Origin of the sequence: Rathayibacter sp. Leaf299, from assembly GCF_001423055.1 — a bacterium.
GTDB classification, from domain to species: Bacteria; Actinomycetota; Actinomycetes; order Actinomycetales; family Microbacteriaceae; genus Rathayibacter; species Rathayibacter caricis.
In genome coordinates, this window is sequence record NZ_LMNT01000002.1 from 369958 (window position 1) to 390089 (window position 20132).

The following is a 20132-nucleotide window of genomic DNA, read 5'->3' on the forward strand; positions in this document are numbered from 1 at the left end:
TCGCTCCATTCGTCTTGTCGGGGTCGGCTACTGCTGGAGCAGCGGCGTCAGCGTCGTCATCAGATCGCTCGAAAGCTGCTCGGGCGTCCCGTTGCCTGCAACCGCCGCGCTCCAGGACTCTCCGACGGTCTGGAGGACCTTCGCGACGTTCTCGGACGGGATTGCCGGGTCAGGCGAGGTGTGCCCGTCGTCCTGAAGGATCGCCGCGAACTGCGACAGAATCGGGTCGCTGCCGACCTTGTCATCCGCAGCCGCGTCGGCGCGGGCGGGAATCGAACCGAACGCGTCGAGCAGCGTCAGCTGCCCCTGCTTCGAGAAGAACTCCTGCTCGAGGTACTCCTGTGCGAGCTCCTTGTTCTCGGAGAAGGCGCCGACGTTCTGCACCTCACCGCCGAGGTAGACCGAGCCGCCGTCACCGACGGGGATCGGTACGACCCCGTACTCAAAAGCGGCGTCCTTCTCGGCCGAGGTGATCTGCCAGTTGCCGTTGACGGCGAAGGCCGTGTTCCCCGCGGCGAACTGCTGGAAGGGCACCGTTTGGTCCCACGTCGCCGCCTCCTTGGTCAGGTAGCCCTTGGCGGTCCAGTCCTGCACCATTGCGAACGCGTCCTGCAGAGGCTGCTGCTCGGGTGCGGCGTAGTCCCAGCCGGCACGCGAGAGCCACGGGAACGCCTGCCACTCACCCTCGGAGTTCGCCTTGCCGGTCAGCGTGATGCCATCCTTCCCGGCGGCCTTAGCCAGCTCGAGATCCGCTTCGAGCTCCTCGAAGGTGGTGGGAGCCTCGATGCCCAGCTCGGTGAGGATGTCCTGGTTGTACCAGAGGCCGATCAGGTTCACGAAGCCCTGCACGCCCATGACGTCGTCGCCGACTTTCTGCACGACGGCGTCAGGGAACTGCCCTGCGTCGGCGTACTGGTCCCACCACTCGTTCATCGGCTCGATCGCCTTCGCCTCGGTGAGAGTGAATGTGTCGGCAGCGTTGTACACGACCACGTCGGGTCCGGTGCCCGTCCCCGCGGCCTGCACGAGCTTGTTCGTCAGCTGGTCGAACGGCACGTAGACGTTCTCGACCGCGACCCCCTCGTGCGTGGACTCGAAGTCCGACGCGAGCTCCTCGAGGCCGGCGGTCTGGCCGTCGACGGAGTAGTAGTGCCAGACGGTCAGGGTGTCGCCGCCGTTCCCCGCCGAGGCGCCTCCTGCGGATGACGGCGTGCAGCCGCTGAGGAGAAGGGCCGCAGTGGCGGCTGTGACCGCTGCCACGATGCTGATCCGGGTGCTGTGACGCCTCACGACGTGCCTCGCTTTCACTGTCTTCATTGACTCGGCCACCTGGTGCAGGCATTTCATCGATGAAATCGAGGACCGCTGTCGGTGATAGTAGAGCCGCCGGGTCAACCCCGTCAACATTCAAGACAAGCCGGGTTGGATCGCGGTGAGGTGGCCGAGGCGTGCATACTGTCCGCACCAGTTCATCGATGAAACGGAATGGCCATGACCTCGCACCCCGTCCACCGAGCGCACGGCGTCGTGCACCCCGCCTTTACGGTCGGGACGATCGATCCGCGCCTCTTCGGATCGTTCGTGGAGCACCTGGGCCGAGGCGTGTACGGCGGCCTGCTCGACCCTTCGCACGAGAGTGCCGACGCCAACGGATTCCGCACCGATGTCCTCGCGCTCGTCGAGGAGCTCGGGGTCACGACGGTCCGCTACCCGGGTGGCAACTTCGTCTCGGCCTACGACTGGCGCGACGGCATCGGTCCGGTTGAGGACCGTCCCGTCCGGCTCGATCCGGCCTGGCACACCGTCGAGCCGAACCGCTTTGGGATCGACGAGTTCGTCCGCTGGTGCCGGGCGGCGGGCGTCGAGCCGATGATGGCGCTGAACCTCGGGACCGACGGAATCCGCTCGGCCCTGCACCTGCTGGAGTACGCGAACCACCCCGGCGGCACCACTCTCTCGGACGAGCGGCGCGCGAACGGCGCCGACGAGGCGCACGGCATCCGGCTGTGGTGCATCGGCAACGAGATGGACGGGCCGTGGCAGATCGGCCACCTGAGCGCCGGGGAATACGGGCGTCTCGCGGCCCGCACCGCCGCCGCCATGCGCGCGCTCGACCCCGACCTCGAACTGATCGTCTGCGGCAGCTCGAACGATCGGATGGCCACCTTCGGAGCCTGGGAGCAGGAGGTGCTGCTGCACACGATCGAGCACGTCGACTTCGTGTCGTGCCACCAGTACTTCCGCTACGACGGCGATCTTCCCGCGTTCCTCGCCTCCGGCGTCGCGATGGACCGCTTCATCACCGCCATCGCCGACACGATCGGACAGGTGCGGGCACAGACGCGATCAGAGCGTCCGATCGCCATCTCCTTCGACGAGTGGAACGTGTGGGACTTCGTCGCACACGACGAGCGCGTCGCCAGGGGGCTCGAATGGGAGGAGGCGCCCCGGCTCCTCGAGGACCGCTACACCGCAGCGGACGCCGTCGTCGTGGGCGACATGCTCATCAGCATGATCAACAGAGCCGACATCGTCCGTGCGGCGAGCATGGCTCAGCTGGTGAACGTCATCGGTCCGATCATGACCGAGCCGGACGGCCCCGCCTGGCGGCAGAGCACTTTTTGGCCGTTCGCCCAGGCTCGGCGCTCCGCCGGCGCCACCGCGCTCCGGACCGTCGTCGAGGCGGACGGCGCGGGAGAGGGCGAGGACTCCGTTCCCGTCCTCGCTTTCGCCGCAGCGGCGCATGCCGACGGTTCCCTCGACCTGATGATCGTCAACCGCGCGACCGACGGCGTCACGGAGACCACGATCGACCTCACCGCGTTCCCCGCCCTCACCGTCACGGAGGCGCTGATCCTCCGACACGAGGACCCGTTTGCGGCGAACTCGGCGGAGCTCCCCGATACGGTCATTCCGCGGGCCCTTTCCGTTGCGCTGTCCGACGGCGTCTTCTCACTCTGGATCCCCGCCATCGCTTGGGTGACCGTGCGCCTCTCGCCGACTGTCGATCTGGGATGATCGGGGAACGCTCATGGGAGGGGTGATGCCGATGCCGCGATCGCGCACGCGCCCGGTGACCATGGCCGATGTCGGCGCTGCCGCCGGCGTCACCGCGCGCACGGTCTCCAATGTGCTCAGCGGCAACGCCAACGTCAGGCCTGAGACACGCGATCTCGTCCTCAAGGCGGTCCGCGACCTCGGATACCAGCTCAATGTCTCCGCGCGCGGACTGCGGACCGGCCAGACCGGGCTCATCACCCTCGCGATCCCGGACCTCGCGATCGAGTACTTCGGCCAGCTCGCGACGGTCATCATGTCGGAGGCCGAGCGGCACGGCTGGACCGTGATCATCCAGCAGACTGGAGCGCGACGGGACGCCGAGATCGCCGTCCTCTCCGGCTCCAGCCGTCAGCTGTCCGACGGACTGATCTTCCAGCCCCACGCCCTCGGCCCCGGAGACGAGAAAGTACTCGTCGGCGACCGACCACTCGTTCTCCTGGGCGACAGGATCTTCGACGGCCCGGTCGATCACGTGACCATGGCGAATACCGCTGCCGCGGCCACCGCCACGCAGTACCTGATCGACCGCCAATATCGACACATCGCCGCGATCGGCAGCAACCCGGCCGGCGGATCCGTCAGCGCCGCAGCACTCCGCCTGGACGGGTACCGCGGTGCCCTGGAGGCGAACGCGATCCCGTTCAACCCCGCCCTCGTCGCGGTCGCCACCGAGTGGCACCAGGCCGACGGCGCCGTCGCGATGACCCAGCTGCTCGACTCCCGCGTCCCTCTGGACGCCGTCTTCTGCTTCAACGACACACTTGCCTTCGGAGCGCTGCACGCACTGCACGTCCGCGGCATCCGCGTGCCGGAGGACATCGCCGTCGTCGGCTTCGACAACGTCACCGCCGCCGCCTACGCGATACCCGCCCTCACCACGATCGATCCCGGCAGCCGCCAGATCGCCAAGACGGCCATCGACCTCCTCGCCCAGCGGATCCGGAACGGCCCACCGGTGCACCCGAGCGAGATCATCGTGGAGCACTCGCTCATCTCCCGCCGCAGCGCGTAGCACAAGCACCTACGTCAGCGACGAGCCGCTCCGCGCCGAGAACACGTCCTCGAGCGCCCTCAACTCGGCGCGCCCGCCCACTGACCCATACCCACACCGCGTAGAGACCTGGCGCCGGCTCATGTTCCCGAAGCGTGAGTGGCGGCGCATTGACGCCGATAGCGAGCGAGAGAAGTCGAGCAGGGCGCGTCCGAGATCAGTGGCACGGAGCCGATGGCGACAGGGCAGGCTTGAGGCTGTGACGAGTTCAAGTGTCGACAGCATGCCGGGATACCCGGTGCGACGGCTGCAGTCCGCTTACGCAGTCCTGTGGCGCGAGTCAGTGGGGCCGGAGATCACCGGGCCGCAGTTCGCGCTACTGTCCGCGGTCTGGGACGCGCCGGGCGCAGACCAGATCACCCCGGCTGAAAGGATCGCCGTCGGTCGCTCCACGATGGCCGACCTGGCTCGCCGCATGGAGGACAAAGGCATGATGCGGCGCCGGACGGGGCATCCGGTGTTCGAGGTGAACAGGTCGACGTCCTCGGTCAGTCGGTCGATGACGCCGTGCTCTCTGATGGCGCCGGAGCCGGCGAGAGCGAAGGCGGTGCCCTCGAGTGCGTCGAGCGCCACGCGGGTGATCTCGCGCTGAAGGTCTTCGTTCCGGCTGCCCATGTCAGGTTCGATCTTCACCGATGTGGGGGGACGCGGTCGACGCTGTCGCAGAATCGGCTTCTAGCGCCCGCGCGCCGAGCGAGGAGAAGCTCACTCGGCGCCGCTCACCGGTCCGGCCCCGATCGGAAGCATGCTGCGCTCCCGGCTTTCGCCGAGGAGCTCGGGGAATCGGTCTTCCCACAGGAGCCGAACTCGGTCGGGGAGAGTCAGAACGGGCCAGACGGCGAGGAGGATCTCGCGATTCAGCAGTGCAGTCTGGTCCGTCGCGGTGCCCTCGTTGAGTAGCGCCTGGTAGGCCTTCGTCACGCCGCCCGTTGTGTCGAGATCGACGGTCGGGTCAGGTCCCCAGTAGATGTGGTGGGGCAGTTCGAGGAGCCCTGTCGATGGGCCGGTCAGCTCATCCAGTGTGCTGGGGACCTCGTACGGCTTGACGTCGCGGAAGAAGACCCGCCGCTCGGGCGCGGTCGTCTGCGGCGTCTCCTTGCCGAGCGCGCGGGCGACGGAGGACTTGCCGACTCCGAGGACCTCGGCGATCTGGGCGTAGCTGCGGCCGGCCTCGCGCATCCGTCGCGCTTCGCGAAGACGAGCGGAGGTCATCACCGACGGGCGGCCACCGACGCGGCCCTGGGAGCGTGCATGATCTAGACCGAGCCGAGTGTTCTGTCGGATCGTGTCCACTCGCAGTTGCGCGAAGACGGCAACGATCCCGAACAGTGCCCGTCCCATCGGCGTCGTCGTGTCGATCAGCGGCTCGGTGAGGCTCCGTATGTTCACGCCCCGGCGTTCGAGGTCGTTGATCGTCTCGATCACGATCCGCTCGGTTCCGCCGAGTCGATCGAGACGGCGAAGGAGCAGAGTGTCTCCTTCGCGCAGGAAGTCAAGGCACGCGAGCCACTGCGGCCGATCAGCAATCCGGCTCGACTCCCCGTGATCGACGAAGACCCGGACCGCACCTGCGGCGTGGAGTTCAGCTTCCTGAGCTGCCGGGTTCTGGTCGCGGCGGGAGACACGGGCGTAGCCCACGATGCTGCTCAACATGATCCCTTCCCGCCGTGGCCAGCGTATCCCGAAAACGGGTGTGAAAGCGTTCTGGCACGATCTGGTTTCGGGACGCAAGCGAACGGCGTGTCCGGTTCACCTGCCGCCTCTGCCTCTAGCGTCCCGGAAACGGTCGTTACCGGTTCCTCTGGCCTCGTTGTTCCCTGAGCAGGGACGGCGTCGCGAAAGCGCGTCGCTCCTCGTTCGCCTTGGTGAGAACAGGCGGATAGCCGGAAGCCTCGGGCGCACGAGGTCACTGGCGCCGCGACCCGTCTGGGCTCGGGAGCCCAACCGGTGGGACTGATTCGCATCCGTTGCGGACGGAAGCGTTACACTCACTCTCCCGAGCTAGCTGAACGCAGCTGCGGCGGTCGACACGACGGGGGCCGCCATCAGCGATTTCCGCTTCATCCTCATCGAGCATCACGCTCGAACGCTCCACTGGGACCTCCGGCTCGAGGGCGAAGGGGTCCTGCTCAGCTGGGCGCTCCCCAAGGGGGTACCCGTGCAACTCGGTGAGAAGCGATTGGCGGTGCGGACAGAGAACCACCAGGTCGCGGTCCTCGATTTTGTGGCGGTGAGAGCACGAGCCGTGGCGGCTGGGTTCTCAGTAGTGCTGAGGGACAGCGGCGGATTCGAGCGAGCGACCTGGCTCCCCGACTCCCGCATCGTCGTCACGTTGCACGGCAGATATTGGGGACTCGACGTATCGGTCTGATCCGCACGTCGAGGGCCGGACGGAACGGCGCGTGGCTGGCGCAGCGGCTTGATTCGATGGACTGAGGACCCCTTCGGCCGCGACCGTGTTCCGCGTGTCGCAGGCCATCTGCTTCGCGCGCAGCGAGTGACGGCAATCAAGCTCGGTCCGTGTAGAAGACCGCAGTACGGAAACGAGTCGGATCCCATCGGAGCGTCGTCGCCCGCTTCGCCCGAGCGCTTCCGCCGAATCCGTGCGCTGGAATGCGAGGGGTCGGGCTCCTTCACGAGGCCGGAACGCGGCTACGCCGATTCCCGGAGCACGAGCGAGATCTGCGGCCCCGACCTGCGGGAAGGCGGAGGTGTTCCGGCCGCCGCGCTGAGGGCGAGTTCCGCGAAGTACCGGCCCAGGCCCGCGTCGTCGACGTGGACCGACGTCAGCGAGGGAACGAACATCTGCGCGAGGGGGGAGTCGTCGTGTCCGATGACGGCGAGGTTGTCGGGAAGGGTGAACCCGCTCCTGATCGCCGCACCGGCGACCAGAGCCGCAATGTCGTCGTTGTACGCGATGACGCCCGTCACTCCCGCTCGATGCCACGCCGCCACGAGCTCGGCGACCCGGGTGGACTCCACCTCTGCTTGGTCGAGGAGGTCGAGGTCGTGCTCGCGGGCGGCTCGAGCGGCCACCGCGTACCGCGAGGACACCAGGTCGACGAGACGCGGGTCGGGGGAGGACGCGAAGACGAGGCGTCGGTGCCCCTGGGCGACCAGGTGCTCGACCTGGAGCCGAGGTCCGTCGCTGAACGAGAGGTCCTCGTTCCGGGGCGTGTCGTCGGGGGAAGGGATGACGGCGGGGACACCGGCGGCGCGGATCTCGTCGTAGCGCTCCCGGGAGAACGGTGTCATGCCCATCACGACGTCCGGCTGCAGCGTCTCCCAGAGCGGACGTGCGCGTCCGCCCGCGTGGGGGGTCATCGTGACAAGGGAGTAGCCGGCCTCGTCGAGCGCGGTTGACGCCTCGTCGACGTGCCGGCGCATGCTGTACTCCATCGGCCAGTCGGGGAGGACCAGGAGGACGATCCTGCTGCGTCCGCTCGCGAGAGCCTGGGCGGCGAGGTGGGGGCGATAGCCCAGACGCCGGGCGGCCTCGAGGACCTTCGCGCGGGTCGCCTCCGAGATCGTCTGCCCGGCGGTCTCGTTCAGCACGAAGCCGACGGTGGCGCGCGAGACGCCGACCTCGCGGGCGATGTCGACCGCGGTCACGCGCCGTGAGGGTGCCGTGCTCGTCATACTGCGCTCCGCCTCCGTCTCGCTGACGAGAGTATCGCTTGTGCGTGCTAGCCCTCGTCCAGTGAGTGTTCGTGCGTTGCTTGCGCGCGCTAGCTGCGTTCAGCTACTCTCTCGTCAGCTAGCTCGCGCTAGTTCTACCTTCGCGGCATCTCTCGACAATGGAGTCCTTCATGGCCACACATCCCGGCGATCTTCCCGCCGCCCCGCCCCCGGCCCCGCAGCCGATCCCTCCGGTTCCGGCGGCCTCGGACGAGGTGCTGCGCACCGAGGCTCCGGTCGAGGGGAAGGCCAGCACCTCTTACATCTGGTTCCAGGTGCTCGGCCAGTTCGGCGTCTTCGTCGCCTTCATCACCCCTCTGGCGATCTCGCTCTCGATCCGCCTGTCGACGCTCGCCCCCGGCCGCGAGGAGTACCTCGGGTACATCACCGGCTCGGGAGCGCTCGTGGTGATGCTGACGGCTCCGCTCTTCGGCGTGCTGAGCGATCGCATGCGGACGAGGATCGGGCGCCGCCGCCCGATCATGATCGTCGGCATGCTCGTCGGCGTCGTCTCGCTGCTCGTCATGGCCACGGCGCCCACCGTGCTCCTGCTCGGCCTCGGCTGGATCCTCGCTCAGGTCGGCTGGGGCCAGGTGCTGCAGAACCTGCAGACGTCGATGGCCGACAAGCTATCCGAGACGCAGCGCGGAAAGGTCGCCGGTCTGACCGGCTTTGCGACCCAGGTCGCCCCCGTCTTCGGAGTCGTGATCGCGGGCAGCGTCGCGAGCGACCCGCTCCTGCTCTTCCTGCTCCCCGGAGTGGTCGGCGTCGTCTTCGTGACGCTCTTCGTGCTCTTCACGAGAGAGGCGGACACCCGCGGCGTGCGGTTCGACGAGCGACTCTCGCTGGGCACCCTGTTCAGCAAGTACCTTTACGACCCGCGCAGCCACCCCGACTTCTCGTGGGTGTGGCTCGGGCGCTTCCTCTTCTACTTCGGCCTCACGCTCAACACCACTTTCACGGCGTTCTTCTTCGCCTCGCGGCTCGGCGTCGACGTGACCGAGGTCGCGCCGATCATCGCGACGCTGGGACTGTTCGGCATCCTCGCCACCATGCTCGGCGCCATCGGCGGCGGGTTCCTCTCGGACCGCCTCCGGCGCCGACGCACCTTCGTCCTCGGTGGCGCGGTCCTCTTCGCGATCGGCGCCGTCGTGATGGCTCTCGCGTCGGACGTTCCGGTCCTCATCGCCGGATCGCTCATCACCTCGGTCGGGATCGGCATGTTCGCCGCGGTCGACCAGGCGCTGATCCTCGACGTGCTCCCCGAGAAGGCGACCGCCGCCGGCCGGTTCATGGGGATCATCGGCTTCGCCGTCTCGATCCCGCAGGCCGTCGCTCCCTTCGTCGCGCCGCTCTTCCTGGCGATCGGGGCCGCAGGGGATGACGAGAAGAACTACACGCTCCTGTACATCATCGCCGCCGCCTTCACCGTCCTCGGCGGGCTCGTCGTGATGCGCGTCCGCTCCGTCCGCTGATCCCGTTCCTCACTTCACAGGAGTCCTCCGTGACCGCAGTCCTCATCACCCCCGTCGCCTCGACCGGGGACGCCGGCGAGCCAGCCGCCTACCTCCGCCGCTCGTTCGACGTCGCCGAGCGGCCCGTTCGCGCGACGCTCCGCTCTACCGCGGTGGGACTCGTCGAGCCGCACCTCAACGGCGCGGTGGTCGGTGACGAAGTGCTGGCGCCGGGCTGGACCTCGTACCGCCACCGCCTCGTGGTGAGCAGCCACGACGTCACGGACCGGATCGAGGTCGGCGCCAACGCTCTCGGCGCGGTCCTCGGAGAGGGATGGGCGGTGGGGCGCCTGGGCTGGGAGGAGAAGCGTCGGCACTACTCCGACCGGCCCGCCGCGTGGCTCGAGCTCGAGCTCGAGTATGCCGACGGCCGCCTCGAGACGATTGCGAGCGGGACCGGCTTCCGCGCCGCCCAGGGCGGGGTGCGGGCGAACAGCATCTACGACGGCGAGGAGTTCGACGCCCGGCTCGAACCGGTCGGCTGGGACGGCCCCGGCTTCGACGACTCCTCGTGGAGCGCGGTCGAGGTCCTGGACTGGCCCTCCGAGTCGCTGGTCGACCCGATCGCACCCCCGATCCGGCGGATCGAGGAGCTGGCTCCGGTCGAGGTCCTGACGACTCCGGCGGGGCGCACGGTCGTCGACTTCGGTCAGAACATCTCCGGCTGGGTGCGCGTGAGTGTCTCCGGGCCGGCAGGCACGACCGTCGTACTGCGCCACTCCGAGGTTGTGATCGACGGAGAGGCCGACTTCGAGACGACCCGCACCGCGGCGGCGACCGATCGGTACACCCTCCGCGGCGGGGAGGTCGAGACGTGGGAGCCGCGCTTCACGTTCCACGGGTTCCGGTACGTCGAGGTCGACGGCTGGCCCGGCGAGCTGACCGCCGAGTCCCTCCGCGCCGTCGTGGTCCACTCCGACATGATCCGCACCGGCTGGCTCGAGACGTCGGACCCGCTCCTGAACCGGCTGCACTCGAACGCCGTCTGGTCGATGCGGGACAACTTCGTGGGCGTGCCCACCGACTGCCCGCAGCGCGACGAGCGGCTCGGCTGGACCGGCGACATCAACGCCTTCGCGCCGACGGCCGCGTTCCTCTACGACGTGCGCGGCGTCCTCGGATCGTGGCTGCGCGACCTCGCGGTGGAGCAGCAGGAGAAGGGGTACGTGCCGTGGGTCGTCCCGGACGTGCTCTCGACGCCGTCCTCGCCGACGGCGCTCTGGAGCGACGTCGCCGTGAGCCTGCCCTGGGCCCTCTACCGCGAGTACGGAGACGAGCGGATCCTCGCCGAGGCGTACGACTCGATGACCGCCTTCCTCCGCCAGGTCGCCGACCTGCTCGACGACAACGGGCTCTGGAGCAGCGGATTCCAGTACGGCGACTGGCTCGATCCCGACGCCCCCGACGACAACCCCGCCGGCGGCAAGACCGACCGGCACCTGGTGGCCGCCGCCTACCTCTGCCGCACCACCCGCGAGACCGCCGACACCGCGCGGATCCTCGGGCGCACGGAGGACGCGGAGGAGTTCTCGCGCCTGGCCGAGCGGGTGCGCACGGCGTTCCTCGACGAGTACGTCTCCCAGCGTGGCCGGGTCGTGAACGAGACCGCGACCGCGTACGCGCTTGCGATCACGTTCGGGATCCTCGACGACGACCAGCGGCAGCACGCGGGCGACCGGCTCGCGGCGATCGTCGCGCGATCCGGGTACCGCATCTCGACCGGGTTCGCCGGGACTCCGCTCGTCACCGACGCTCTGTCGTCCACGGGACACCTCGCCGAGGCGTACCTGATGCTGCTCGAGAAGGGCTGCCCGTCCTTCCTCTACCCCGTCACGCAGGGCGCCACCACGATCTGGGAACGCTGGGACTCGGTCCGACCCGACGGCACGCTCAATCCCTCCGGGATGACCTCGCTCAACCACTACGCCCTCGGCGCCGTCGTCGACTGGATGCACCGCACCATCGGCGGACTCAGCGCGATCGAGCCCGGGTACCGGAGGATGTGCATCGCGCCGCAGCCGGGAGGGGGTCTGACCTCGGCGACCCTGCGTCACACGACCGTGCACGGGGAGGTCCTCGTCGCCTGGAGCCTCGCGGACGACGAGATGGACGTCACCGTGCGGGTGCCGGGCGGAACCTCGGCCGAGGTCGTTCTCCCGATGCATCCCGAATACGCCGCGCTGCACGTCGAGTCGGGGGAGCACCGCTGGACCTACGCCGTCGAGCGTCCCGCCGCCCCGACGTCGTTCGACCTGAGCTCGACACTGGGCGAGGTCGCCGCCGACCCCTCGGCCTGGCGCCGCTTCCTGGACGTCTTCGGCCGCCACTACCCCGGGGTCCCGCTCGACGGCGCCTCGCCCGAAGCGGCCGCGATGCCCATCACCACCCTGCTCGACTACATCCCCGGTGCCTCCGCCGAGTTCCGCGTCGAGCTCGCCGACGCCCTCACCGCCGACACCGACGGAGCCTCCGCATGAGCCACGACATCAGCACCCTGACTCTCGAGCAGAAGGCGTCCCTGCTGTCGGGCGGTGGCTTCTGGACGACGAAGGCCCTCGACGAGGTTGGGATCCCCTCGATCCTCCTCACCGACGGCCCCCACGGCATCCGCCGGCAGGACGGCCCCGCCGATCACCTCGGCATCAACGACGCGCTCCCGTCCACGTGCTTCCCGCCCGCGGTCGCCGTCGGCTCGAGCTGGGATCCCGAGATCGCAGCGCAGGTCGGCGCCGCGGTGGGTCGGGAGGCTCTCGCTGCAGGCGTGGCCGTCGTGCTCGGCCCGGGCGTCAACATCAAGCGCTCCCCGCTCTGCGGCCGCAACTTCGAGTACTACTCCGAGGATCCGCTCCTGTCGGGAGTGCTCGGTGCCGCGCACGTCTCGGCGATGCAGGAGGTCGGCCCCGGAGCGTCCGTGAAGCACTTCGCGGCCAACAACCAGGAGACAGAGCGGATGCGCATCAGCGCCGACGTCGACGAGCGCACGCTGCGCGAGATCTACCTCCCCGCCTTCGAGCGGGTGGTGAAGGAGGCCGCGCCGGCCACCGTGATGGCCTCGTACAACAAGGTCAACGGCACCTACGCCTCCCAGAACCGCTGGCTGCTCACGGACGTGCTGCGCACCGAATGGGGCTTCGAGGGCGCGGTCGTCTCAGACTGGGGCGCGGTCAGCGACCGCGTCGCCGGCGTCGAGTCGGGCATGGATCTCGAGATGCCGGCGAGCGGCGGGGCCACCGATCAGAGGATCGTCGACGCCGTCCGCTCCGGGCGGCTGTCGGAGGAGGCCGTCGACACCGCGGTGCGCCGCGTGCTCGCACTCACCGAGCTGCCCCACGAGCCCAGCGGAGCCGTGGACGTCGACGGCCATCACGCACTCGCGCGCCGTCTGGCCGCGGACTCGGCTGTGCTGCTCAAGAACGACGCCGGTGTCCTGCCGCTGCACTCCGCTCCCCGCCTGGCGGTCATCGGCGCCTTCGCCGCCGAGCCGCGCTTCCAGGGTGGGGGGAGCTCGCATCTGACCCCGACCCGGGTCGACACGGCGCTCGACGCGATCCGCGAACTGGCCCATGAGCGCGGCACCACCGTCGAGTACGCCGACGGCTTCCTCGTCGGGGCCGATGATCCGGACGAGGCCGAGCGTCGCGCGCGCGCGGTCGATGTCGCCGCTCGCGCCGACATCGCGATCGTGTTCGCGGGACTCGGCGACAGGGAGGAGTCCGAGGGCTTCGACCGCAGCTCCCTCGAGCTCCCGGCTGCGCAGGTCGAGCTGCTGGGCGTGGTCGCCGCGGCGGCCCCTCGCACCGTCGTCGTGCTCTCGAACGGCGGAGTCGTGTCGCTCGAGGGCTGGCACGACGACGTCGACGCGATCCTCGAGGGCTGGCTGCTCGGCCAGGCCGGCGGATCCGCGATCGCCGATCTCCTCTTCGGAGTGGTGAACCCGTCCGGGCGCCTCGCCGAGACGATCCCGCTGAGGCTGCAGGACACCCCTAGCGTGCACACCTTCCCCGGGGAGCAGGGCCACGTCCGCTACGGCGAGGGCGTGATGGTCGGCTACCGCCACTACGAGACGGCCGCCGCTCCCGTCCGCTACCCGTTCGGCCACGGCCTCGGCTACACGGCCTTCGCCACGTCTGACCTCCTGGTCGAGAAGACGGGAGACGACTCCGCCCGGGTCGAGCTCGTCGTCACCAACACCGGAGCCGTCGCCGGCCGGCACGTCGTGCAGGTCTACGTCTCCACCGACGCCGGACCAGTGCGCCGACCGAGACGGGAGCTGCGCGCCTTCGCGAAGATCGGCCTCCGGCCGGGCGAGTCCCGGACGGTGTCGCTGGAGCTCGACCGGCGCGCGTTCGCGTACTGGGACATCGAGCAGTCGGACTGGATCGTGCCCGGAGGCGAGTACGCGGTCCAGATCGGCGAGAACGCCTCGCGGATCGTGGCTGAGAAGGCGATCGTGCTCGCCGGAGACGTGCTGGTGCGTCCGCTGACCCTCGACTCGACGGTCGGAGAGTGGTTCGCGCACCCGGTCGTCGGACCCGCCCTGCGGCAGGGCCTGGCGGCGGGAATGAGCGAGGAGCAGGCCCGCGAGGCGGAGGCGAACGAGGACGGCCTGAAGATGGTCGAGTCGATGCCGATGCAGCAGTTCGTCGCGTTCACGGGCGGCGCGTTCCCGCCCGAGGCGCTCGAGCAGCTCATGGCGCTGAGCACGGCGGACCCGGTGCCTGCGTGAGCGCCGCGTTCGAGGTGCCCGCCTCCGTCGAGGTGACGGAGGACGAGGTCATCGGCCGGCACGGGAGCATCCCCGTGCGGCGCTACCGCGGGCGCGAGGCGCGGGGCGACTCCGCTCTGCTCGTCTGGGCGCACGGCGGAGCGTTCGCCTGGGGCGGTCTCGACCAGCTGGAGGCCCACGCCGTCGCGGCAAGCACGGCGGCGGCGGGTCATGAGGTGGTCTCGGTTGACTATCGCCTGGCGCCTCGTTTCTCATGGTTCCTCCCGCCGTCCCGCCGCGCATCGGCCCGCGGGCACCGCGCTCCGGTGCCGATGGAGGACCTCGTCGACTCCTTCTCGAGCATCGCCGCCTCGGCCGCGCAGCCCGTGGTCCTCGGCGGTGCGAGCGCGGGCGCCTGCCTCGCCGCGGCCGCCGCGATGCGGCTCCGGGACGAGGACGCCCCGCCGCCCGCCCGGCTGGTGCTCGCCTACGGCACCTTCCACGCCGAGCTGCCCCCGATCGACGCCGCCCTGCGCTCCCGCACCCGGGGACGCCACTCCTTCACCCAGTTCAGTCCGAGGCTGGTCAGGCGCATGAACGCGAACTACGCCGGTGACGCACCGCGCCCGGTCTTCCCCGGCGACGGCCGCCTGGCCGGTCTGCCGCCGACGACGATGATCGACGCCGACCGCGACACGCTCCGCGCCTCGGGCGCCGCGTTCGCCCGCGGACTCCGCGACACGGGAGTGACCGTCGACTACTCCGTCGTGCCGGAGGCACCGCACGGGTTCCTCGATCGGCCTGATACCCCCTTCTTCGCGGCCGGCGTCGACCTGCTCCTCGGTGCGCTCGACCGAGCGGCCGTCCCTCGCTCAGGATCGGACACTCGATGACCCGCAGGACTGCCGCCCGCCGACGTGTGTTCCTGACCGGAGCCGCGGGCAACTGGGGGCGCCGCGTCCTCGACGCCTTCCGCGAGCGGGCGGCCGACTTCGAGGTCGTCGCGCTCGTCCTCCCGACGCCGAAGGACCTCGCTGTGATCCGGAGGTACGAGGACATGGAGAACCTCGAGGTCGTCTTCGGCGACATGACCGACTACCCCGCCGTCGAGCGCTGCGTTCGCGGAGCGGACGTCGTGCTGCACATCGGCGCAGTCGTCTCGCCTTTCGCCGATGACCACCCCGAGCTGGCGCACCGGATCAACGTCGGCAGCATCCGCACGATCATCCGCGCGGTCCGGGCTCAGCCCGACCCCTCGAGTATCGCCGTCGTCGGAGTCGGCACGGTCGCGCAGACGGGCGACCGCACGCCCCCGCACCACTGGGGCCGGGTCGGGGATCCGCTGCGGGTCTCGCGCTACGACGAGTACGGGCAGAGCAAGGTGATCGCCGAGAAGGAGCTCGTCGACTCCGGGCTCCCGAAGTGGGTGCAGCTGCGCCAGACAGGCATCCTCCACCCCGGCATGCTCGAGATCCGGGACCCGATCATGACCCACTCCACGCTCGGCGGGGTCATGGAGTGGGTCTCGGCCGAGGACGCCGCGCGACTCGCGATCGCGGTCTCCGAGCGCGACGTTCCGGACGAGCTGTGGGGCGGGATCCACAACATCGGGGGAGGGGACGCCTGGCGCCTGACCAACTGGGACATGCAGCTGCGCATCTCGCGTGCCCTCGGGGTCCGCGATGTGCGCGGTTGGTACGAGCGCGACTGGTTCGCGACCCGCAACTTCCACGGGCACTGGTACACCGACTCCGACCGCCTGCACGAGCTCGTGCCGTTCCGGCAGGACACGCCGGAGGACGCCCTGCGGCGCGCAGTCGCGGCGAATCCGGCCCTGCGGGTAGCCGGCCGGCTGCCGGCGGGCCTCGTCAAGAATCTCGTGATGAAGCCGCTCACCCTGCGGCACCGCGGAACGATGGACTACGTCCGGCGCGGCGACCTCGAGGCGGTGGCGGCCTACTTCGGCTCGCCCGCTGATCGCGAGGCGATCGGAGGCTGGGACACGTTCTGGCCGCCGCGCCCGGGCCGCGTCCCGACGCTCCTCGACCACGGCTACGACGAGTCGCTCCCGACCGCGGAGTGGGACGGACCGCTGCTCGGCGAGGTCGCCCGCCACCGCGGAGGACGACTGCTCACCGACGTCGTCGTCGCCGGGGACGTCACGACCGCGCTCTCATGGGAGTGCGCGTTCGGGCACCGGTTCGCAGGCAGCCCGCGCCTGATCCTCCGAGCGGGACACTGGTGCCCGGAGTGCGTGCGCGACGTCGCCGGGTACCCGGCGCAGGCCGAGCGCAGCCCGTTCCTGGCGCAGCTCGAGCTCGCGCCGGAACTCCGGGCGACGTCGGACCCCGTCCGAGGCTGACGTCGACCCGGTCCGAGCTCGTGGCTGCGCCCCCCGCCGCGGCGGACGATTCCCTACAGGGTCGCGGCCGCCGGATCCCAGTCCTCGGGCAAGGGGTGCGGCCGGGCGACCGAGGACGTGATCTCGACGACCTGCTGCTCCTCTGCGGCACGGGAGATCCCGAGCATGATGTCGAGGACGTGGTTGGCTATGGCCCCGTTCGCGCGCGGGACACCACCCCGCCGGACGACCCGCGCCAGGTCGACGACTCCCGCACCTCGACCGAACGCCGGCCCAACCGCCGGCAGAACCGTCGGCTCCTGGCTGCCGAATCGCCACAGCGTCGAATCGCCGTCGAACGTGTTCGGGTCGGGAAGCACGAGCGTCCCCTCCGAGCCGCTGATCTCCACGAAGCCCATCCGAGGCAGAGCGTTCTGGAACGAGAACACCGACTGGGCGGAGTGCCCGGACTCGAAGGAGATGAGTGCGGCGTGGTGAGTGGGGACGACGACCGGGAACATCTGACCGGCGCGCGGTCCGCTGCCGATGGTGCGGCTCGCTGAGGATCTCGACGCGACCGCGCTGACCTGATGTGCCGCTCCGAACACGTGGACGAGCGTTGTCAGGTAGTAGGGACCCATGTCGAACAACGGACCTGCACCCTCGGCGAAGAGGAACTCGGGGCTCGGATGCCAGGATTCGGGCCCGGGGACATGGAACAGGGTCGTCGCCGTCAGAGGCTCCCCGATGTCGCCTCGGGCGATCGCGCGCAGGGCGGTCTGGAGACCGGCACCGAGAACGGTGTCCGGCGCGCAGGCCACCTGGACTCCTGCGGCGTCCGCGTCGGCGAGGAGGCGCGTCCCGGAGTCGTGGTCGAGCGCGAGGGGCTTCTCGCTCCACACGTGCTTGCCCGCGGCGACGCACCGAAGACCGACTCCCGCGTGAACGGCCGGCACCGTCAGATTGACGACGATCTCGATCTCATCGATCCCGAGGAGCTGCTCGACCGATCCGTGACCGGCGATCCCGTGCTTCTCCGCCTGCGCGCGGGCACGATCCTTCTCCAGATCGGCGATGAAGACGACGCGGACATCGGCGAAGCGGCCGAGGTTCTCCAGGTACGCATCCGAGATGACCCCGGCCCCGATGATGCCGACGCCGACGGGCCCGGATCCCTGAGCGGCCGTCATCGGTCGTTCTCCGAGAGCCAGGCGAAGGACCCGGCGATGCCCTCGAAGACGTCACCGGAGTAGTCGTCGAACTCCACGACCCGCACGGCGAGGGGTGCGGCCCGGAGGATCGCGACGACGTCGACGTCCCCGCTTCCGGCGGGCACCTGCTCCTTGAACGCCTCGGCGAGCGAGTCCGGGACGACCAGGGCGCTCTCGGCACTCGGGAGGGACGTGGCGGTGTCGCCGGAGGTCGTGCCGTCCTTGATGTGCAGGAACCGCACCCGATCGCCGAGGGTCGTCAGGACGGCGGGAGTATCGACGCCCGCCACAGTCGACCAGAAGGTGTCGATCTCGAGTACGACCTTCTCGGAAAGCTGATCGGCGAAGGCCCAGTACACGGCACGGCCGTCCACCTGGTTCGCGAACTCCCAGTGATGGTTGTGGTACCCGAAGGCGAGACCCCGCTCCGCTGCCAGATCGGCGAGCTCGTTCGCCCGCTCCGCGATCCGCAGAGCGTCGTCGCGCGTCTGCCATCGGTCGCTGGGGAGGAACGGGTCGATCACGGTCTCGATCCCGAGTTCGGCGGCTGAGTCGAACACCGCCTGCGGATCCTCCCGGTCCATCACGAGGCAGTGTCCGGAGGGAGCGGCCAGTCCGGATGCTGCGAGCGCCTTCCGCAGGTCGCCGACGCGCTCGTCGAACGCGTAGGGCTCGACCTGGGTGAAACCGATCGCGGCGAGGCGATCGAGTGCCGCTTCAATATCGCGTTCGATCGCGGCGCGGACGCTGTAGAGCTGGACGGAGGTGTTCTTCACAGGATTTCTTGCTTTCGTGAGCAGTGGACGTGCGTGAGCAGTGCGGAGTGCCGCTGGAGATCGATCGGGGCGGGTGCCTATTTCAAGCCGGTGGTCGCGACTCCCTGGGTGAAGTGGCGCTGCAGGACGACGAAGAGGATCAGGATCGGCACGATGACGGCGACGGCGCCCGCCATCAGGAGTCCGTAGTTCGTCCCCTGGGTCCCGGTCGAGTAGAGGGCGAGAGCGACGGGCAGCGTGTAGTAGTCGTCGGACTGAGCGACCACGAGCGGCCAGAGGAAGTTGTTCCACGAGGAGAGGAACGTCAGGATGCTGAGCGTCGCGAGAGCGGGAGTCGACAGGGGCAGGACGACGCCGAAGAAGATGCGCATCTCTCCTGCACCGTCGATCCGTGCCGCCTGCAGCAGTTCGTCGGGGATCCCGTCGATGAACTGGCGCATCAGGAAGATCCCGATCGGGGTGACCAGGTACGGCAGGATCAGCCCGGGGTAGGAGTTGACCAGTCCCAGGCGGCTCGTGAGGACGAAGAGCGGGATGAACGTGACGATCGTCGGGATCATCAGCATGCCCAGCACCAGTCCGAAGACGAGGTCGCGACCCCGGAAGGTCAGCTTCGCCAGCGCGTATCCCACCATCGATGCGAAGACGATGTTGCCGAGGGTCACGACGACGGCGACCAGGGCCGAGTTGAGGAAGTAGCGGGGGAAGCCGAGATCGAGCAGCCGGGCGAAGTTCTCACCGGTGAGAGTGAGGGGCAGCAGACCGTCCAGGCCGCCGCGGATGACCTCCTCCGGCAGGAAGGAGTACAGCAGCATCCACGCGAAGGGGAGGACGGTGAGGAGGACTGCGACGGTGAGAATCGGGTACAGCCACCAGCGAGAGGTGGCGCTTCGACGTGGCGAAAGGGGAGATGCGAGGGGCGAGGAGGTGGGCGCGGTCACGGTCGGTCCTTGCTTCCCAGGAGACGGAACTGGATCAGGGTGATCACGACGACGGCCGCGAACAGGACGTAGCTGGCGGCGGACGCGTAGCCGTAGTTGCCGAAGCCGAACTGGTCGTAGGCGAAGTACGCGGCGGAGTACGTGGCGTCGAGGGGGCCTCCCTGGGTCATCACGAACGGCTCCTCGAAGAACTGGAGGAACCCGGCTCCCGTCACCACGGCTCCGAAGAGGATCGCGGGACGCAGAAGGGGGAGGACGATGGAGTGGAAGCGGCGCCAGGCGCCGGCGCCGTCCATGGTGGCCGCTTCGATCACGTCCTCGGGAACGTCCTGCAGACCTGCGAGGAAGATCACCATGAGTGTTCCGAAATTCCGCCACACAGCCATCGCGACGAGTGATGGCAGAGCCCACGTCGTGCTCTGCAGCCAGTCGGGTCCGCTGATGCCGACCCAGCCGAGGACGCTGTTGAGGAGACCGTCGGGCTGGAGGATGAGACGCCAGACGACGGCGACGGCGACGATCGAGGTGACGACCGGCGCGTAGAAGCCCACGCGGAAGACGGTTCGGAACCGCTTGATGCCGTTGTTGAGCAGAACGGCGAGGATCAGGCCGACTCCGATGGTCAGGGGCACGCCCACGACCACGAACACAAGCGTGTTGAGCAGGGACCGCAGATAGCGGGTGCTGCCGAAGAGCTGGGCGTACTGCTCCAGTCCGACGAAGTCCACCCCGAGCACGTCACGGAGGTCCCGGCTGGTGAAGTCGGTGAAGCTCAGGGCGAGAGACGCGACGACTGGCAGGGCACTGAAAGCGACGAACAGCACGAGGAACGGCGCCGAGAAGAGGAGCCCGGTC

General features: G+C 69.3%; 16 protein-coding genes. 9 read left to right on the top strand and 7 right to left on the bottom strand.

Translation table 11 applies throughout. The features are described 5' to 3' along the window. Positions 1 to 27: 27 nt before the first annotated feature. Complete coding sequence (locus ASF48_RS09005) at positions 28 to 1260, bottom strand: sugar ABC transporter substrate-binding protein (RefSeq protein ID WP_055790008.1); 1233 nt, start codon at positions 1258 to 1260, stop codon at positions 28 to 30. Positions 1261 to 1491: 231 nt separating this feature from the next. Here ASF48_RS09005 and arfA point away from each other — a divergent pair, with 231 nt between their 5' ends. From arfA to ASF48_RS20115, 3 genes are all read left to right on the top strand, one after another. After that, positions 1492 to 3018, top strand: a complete 1527-nt coding sequence (gene arfA / locus ASF48_RS09010) for an arabinosylfuranosidase ArfA (protein WP_055791433.1) — start codon at positions 1492 to 1494, stop codon at positions 3016 to 3018. 31 nt (positions 3019 to 3049) lie between these two features. Continuing rightward, on the top strand, positions 3050 to 4072 hold the full coding sequence (locus ASF48_RS09015; RefSeq protein ID WP_055791436.1) for a LacI family DNA-binding transcriptional regulator: 1023 nt from the start codon (positions 3050 to 3052) through the stop codon (positions 4070 to 4072). 262 nt (positions 4073 to 4334) lie between these two features. After that, positions 4335 to 4703 (top strand): MarR family transcriptional regulator, encoded by a 369-nt coding sequence (locus tag ASF48_RS20115; protein ID WP_200931002.1) that lies wholly within the window; start codon positions 4335 to 4337, stop codon positions 4701 to 4703. Between the two features lie 113 nt (positions 4704 to 4816). Here ASF48_RS20115 and ASF48_RS19910 read toward each other — a convergent pair whose 3' ends face one another. Then, on the bottom strand, positions 4817 to 5764 hold the full coding sequence (locus ASF48_RS19910; RefSeq protein ID WP_235577220.1) for a recombinase family protein: 948 nt from the start codon (positions 5762 to 5764) through the stop codon (positions 4817 to 4819). Positions 5765 to 6179: 415 nt separating this feature from the next. Between ASF48_RS19910 and ASF48_RS18995 the strand changes: the two genes are divergently transcribed. Then, a complete protein-coding gene (locus ASF48_RS18995; protein ID WP_268788510.1) occupies positions 6180 to 6482 on the top strand; it encodes a DNA polymerase ligase N-terminal domain-containing protein in 303 nt (100 codons plus the stop codon). Positions 6483 to 6763: 281 nt separating this feature from the next. Here ASF48_RS18995 and ASF48_RS09030 read toward each other — a convergent pair whose 3' ends face one another. Continuing rightward, positions 6764 to 7723, bottom strand: coding sequence for a LacI family DNA-binding transcriptional regulator (locus ASF48_RS09030; RefSeq protein ID WP_055791440.1), 960 nt, complete (start codon positions 7721 to 7723; stop codon positions 6764 to 6766). A gap of 197 nt (positions 7724 to 7920) precedes the next feature. Here ASF48_RS09030 and ASF48_RS09035 point away from each other — a divergent pair, with 197 nt between their 5' ends. The 5 genes from ASF48_RS09035 to ASF48_RS09055 are packed head-to-tail and all read left to right on the top strand — an operon-like array spanning position 7921 to position 16370. After that, entirely contained in the window at positions 7921 to 9264 is a 1344-nt protein-coding gene (locus ASF48_RS09035; RefSeq protein WP_082481167.1) for an MFS transporter, read from the top strand. A 29-nt stretch (positions 9265 to 9293) separates the two neighbouring features. Beyond that, complete coding sequence (locus ASF48_RS09040) at positions 9294 to 11780, top strand: alpha-L-rhamnosidase (RefSeq protein ID WP_055790015.1); 2487 nt, start codon at positions 9294 to 9296, stop codon at positions 11778 to 11780. Next, positions 11777 to 14029: a glycoside hydrolase family 3 C-terminal domain-containing protein gene (locus ASF48_RS09045; RefSeq protein WP_055790019.1), complete on the top strand. Its 2253-nt coding sequence runs from the start codon at positions 11777 to 11779 to the stop codon at positions 14027 to 14029. The genes ASF48_RS09040 and ASF48_RS09045 overlap by 4 nt, the downstream gene beginning before the upstream one ends. Beyond that, positions 14026 to 14901, top strand: a complete 876-nt coding sequence (locus ASF48_RS09050) for an alpha/beta hydrolase fold domain-containing protein (RefSeq protein ID WP_235577221.1) — start codon at positions 14026 to 14028, stop codon at positions 14899 to 14901. The genes ASF48_RS09045 and ASF48_RS09050 overlap by 4 nt, the downstream gene beginning before the upstream one ends. Beyond that, entirely contained in the window at positions 14898 to 16370 is a 1473-nt protein-coding gene (locus tag ASF48_RS09055) for an NAD-dependent epimerase/dehydratase family protein (protein ID WP_055790022.1), read from the top strand. The genes ASF48_RS09050 and ASF48_RS09055 overlap by 4 nt, the downstream gene beginning before the upstream one ends. A gap of 53 nt (positions 16371 to 16423) precedes the next feature. On the opposite strand, the gene ASF48_RS09060 is transcribed toward ASF48_RS09055, so the two are convergent. From ASF48_RS09060 to ASF48_RS09075, 4 genes are all read right to left on the bottom strand, one after another. After that, the gene (locus tag ASF48_RS09060; protein ID WP_055790025.1) at positions 16424 to 17539 is read right to left on the bottom strand and encodes a Gfo/Idh/MocA family protein; all 1116 of its coding nucleotides are present in this window, start codon (positions 17537 to 17539) and stop codon (positions 16424 to 16426) included. Continuing rightward, entirely contained in the window at positions 17536 to 18336 is an 801-nt protein-coding gene (locus ASF48_RS09065; RefSeq protein WP_055790029.1) for a sugar phosphate isomerase/epimerase family protein, read from the bottom strand. The genes ASF48_RS09060 and ASF48_RS09065 overlap by 4 nt, the downstream gene beginning before the upstream one ends. A 77-nt stretch (positions 18337 to 18413) precedes the next feature. Next, complete coding sequence (locus ASF48_RS09070; RefSeq protein WP_055790031.1) at positions 18414 to 19277, bottom strand: carbohydrate ABC transporter permease; 864 nt, start codon at positions 19275 to 19277, stop codon at positions 18414 to 18416. Then, positions 19274 to 20101 (bottom strand): carbohydrate ABC transporter permease, encoded by an 828-nt coding sequence (locus ASF48_RS09075; RefSeq protein WP_442965564.1) that lies wholly within the window; start codon positions 20099 to 20101, stop codon positions 19274 to 19276. Before ASF48_RS09075 ends, ASF48_RS09070 begins: the two co-directional genes overlap by 4 nt. Positions 20102 to 20132: the final 31 nt, after the last annotated feature.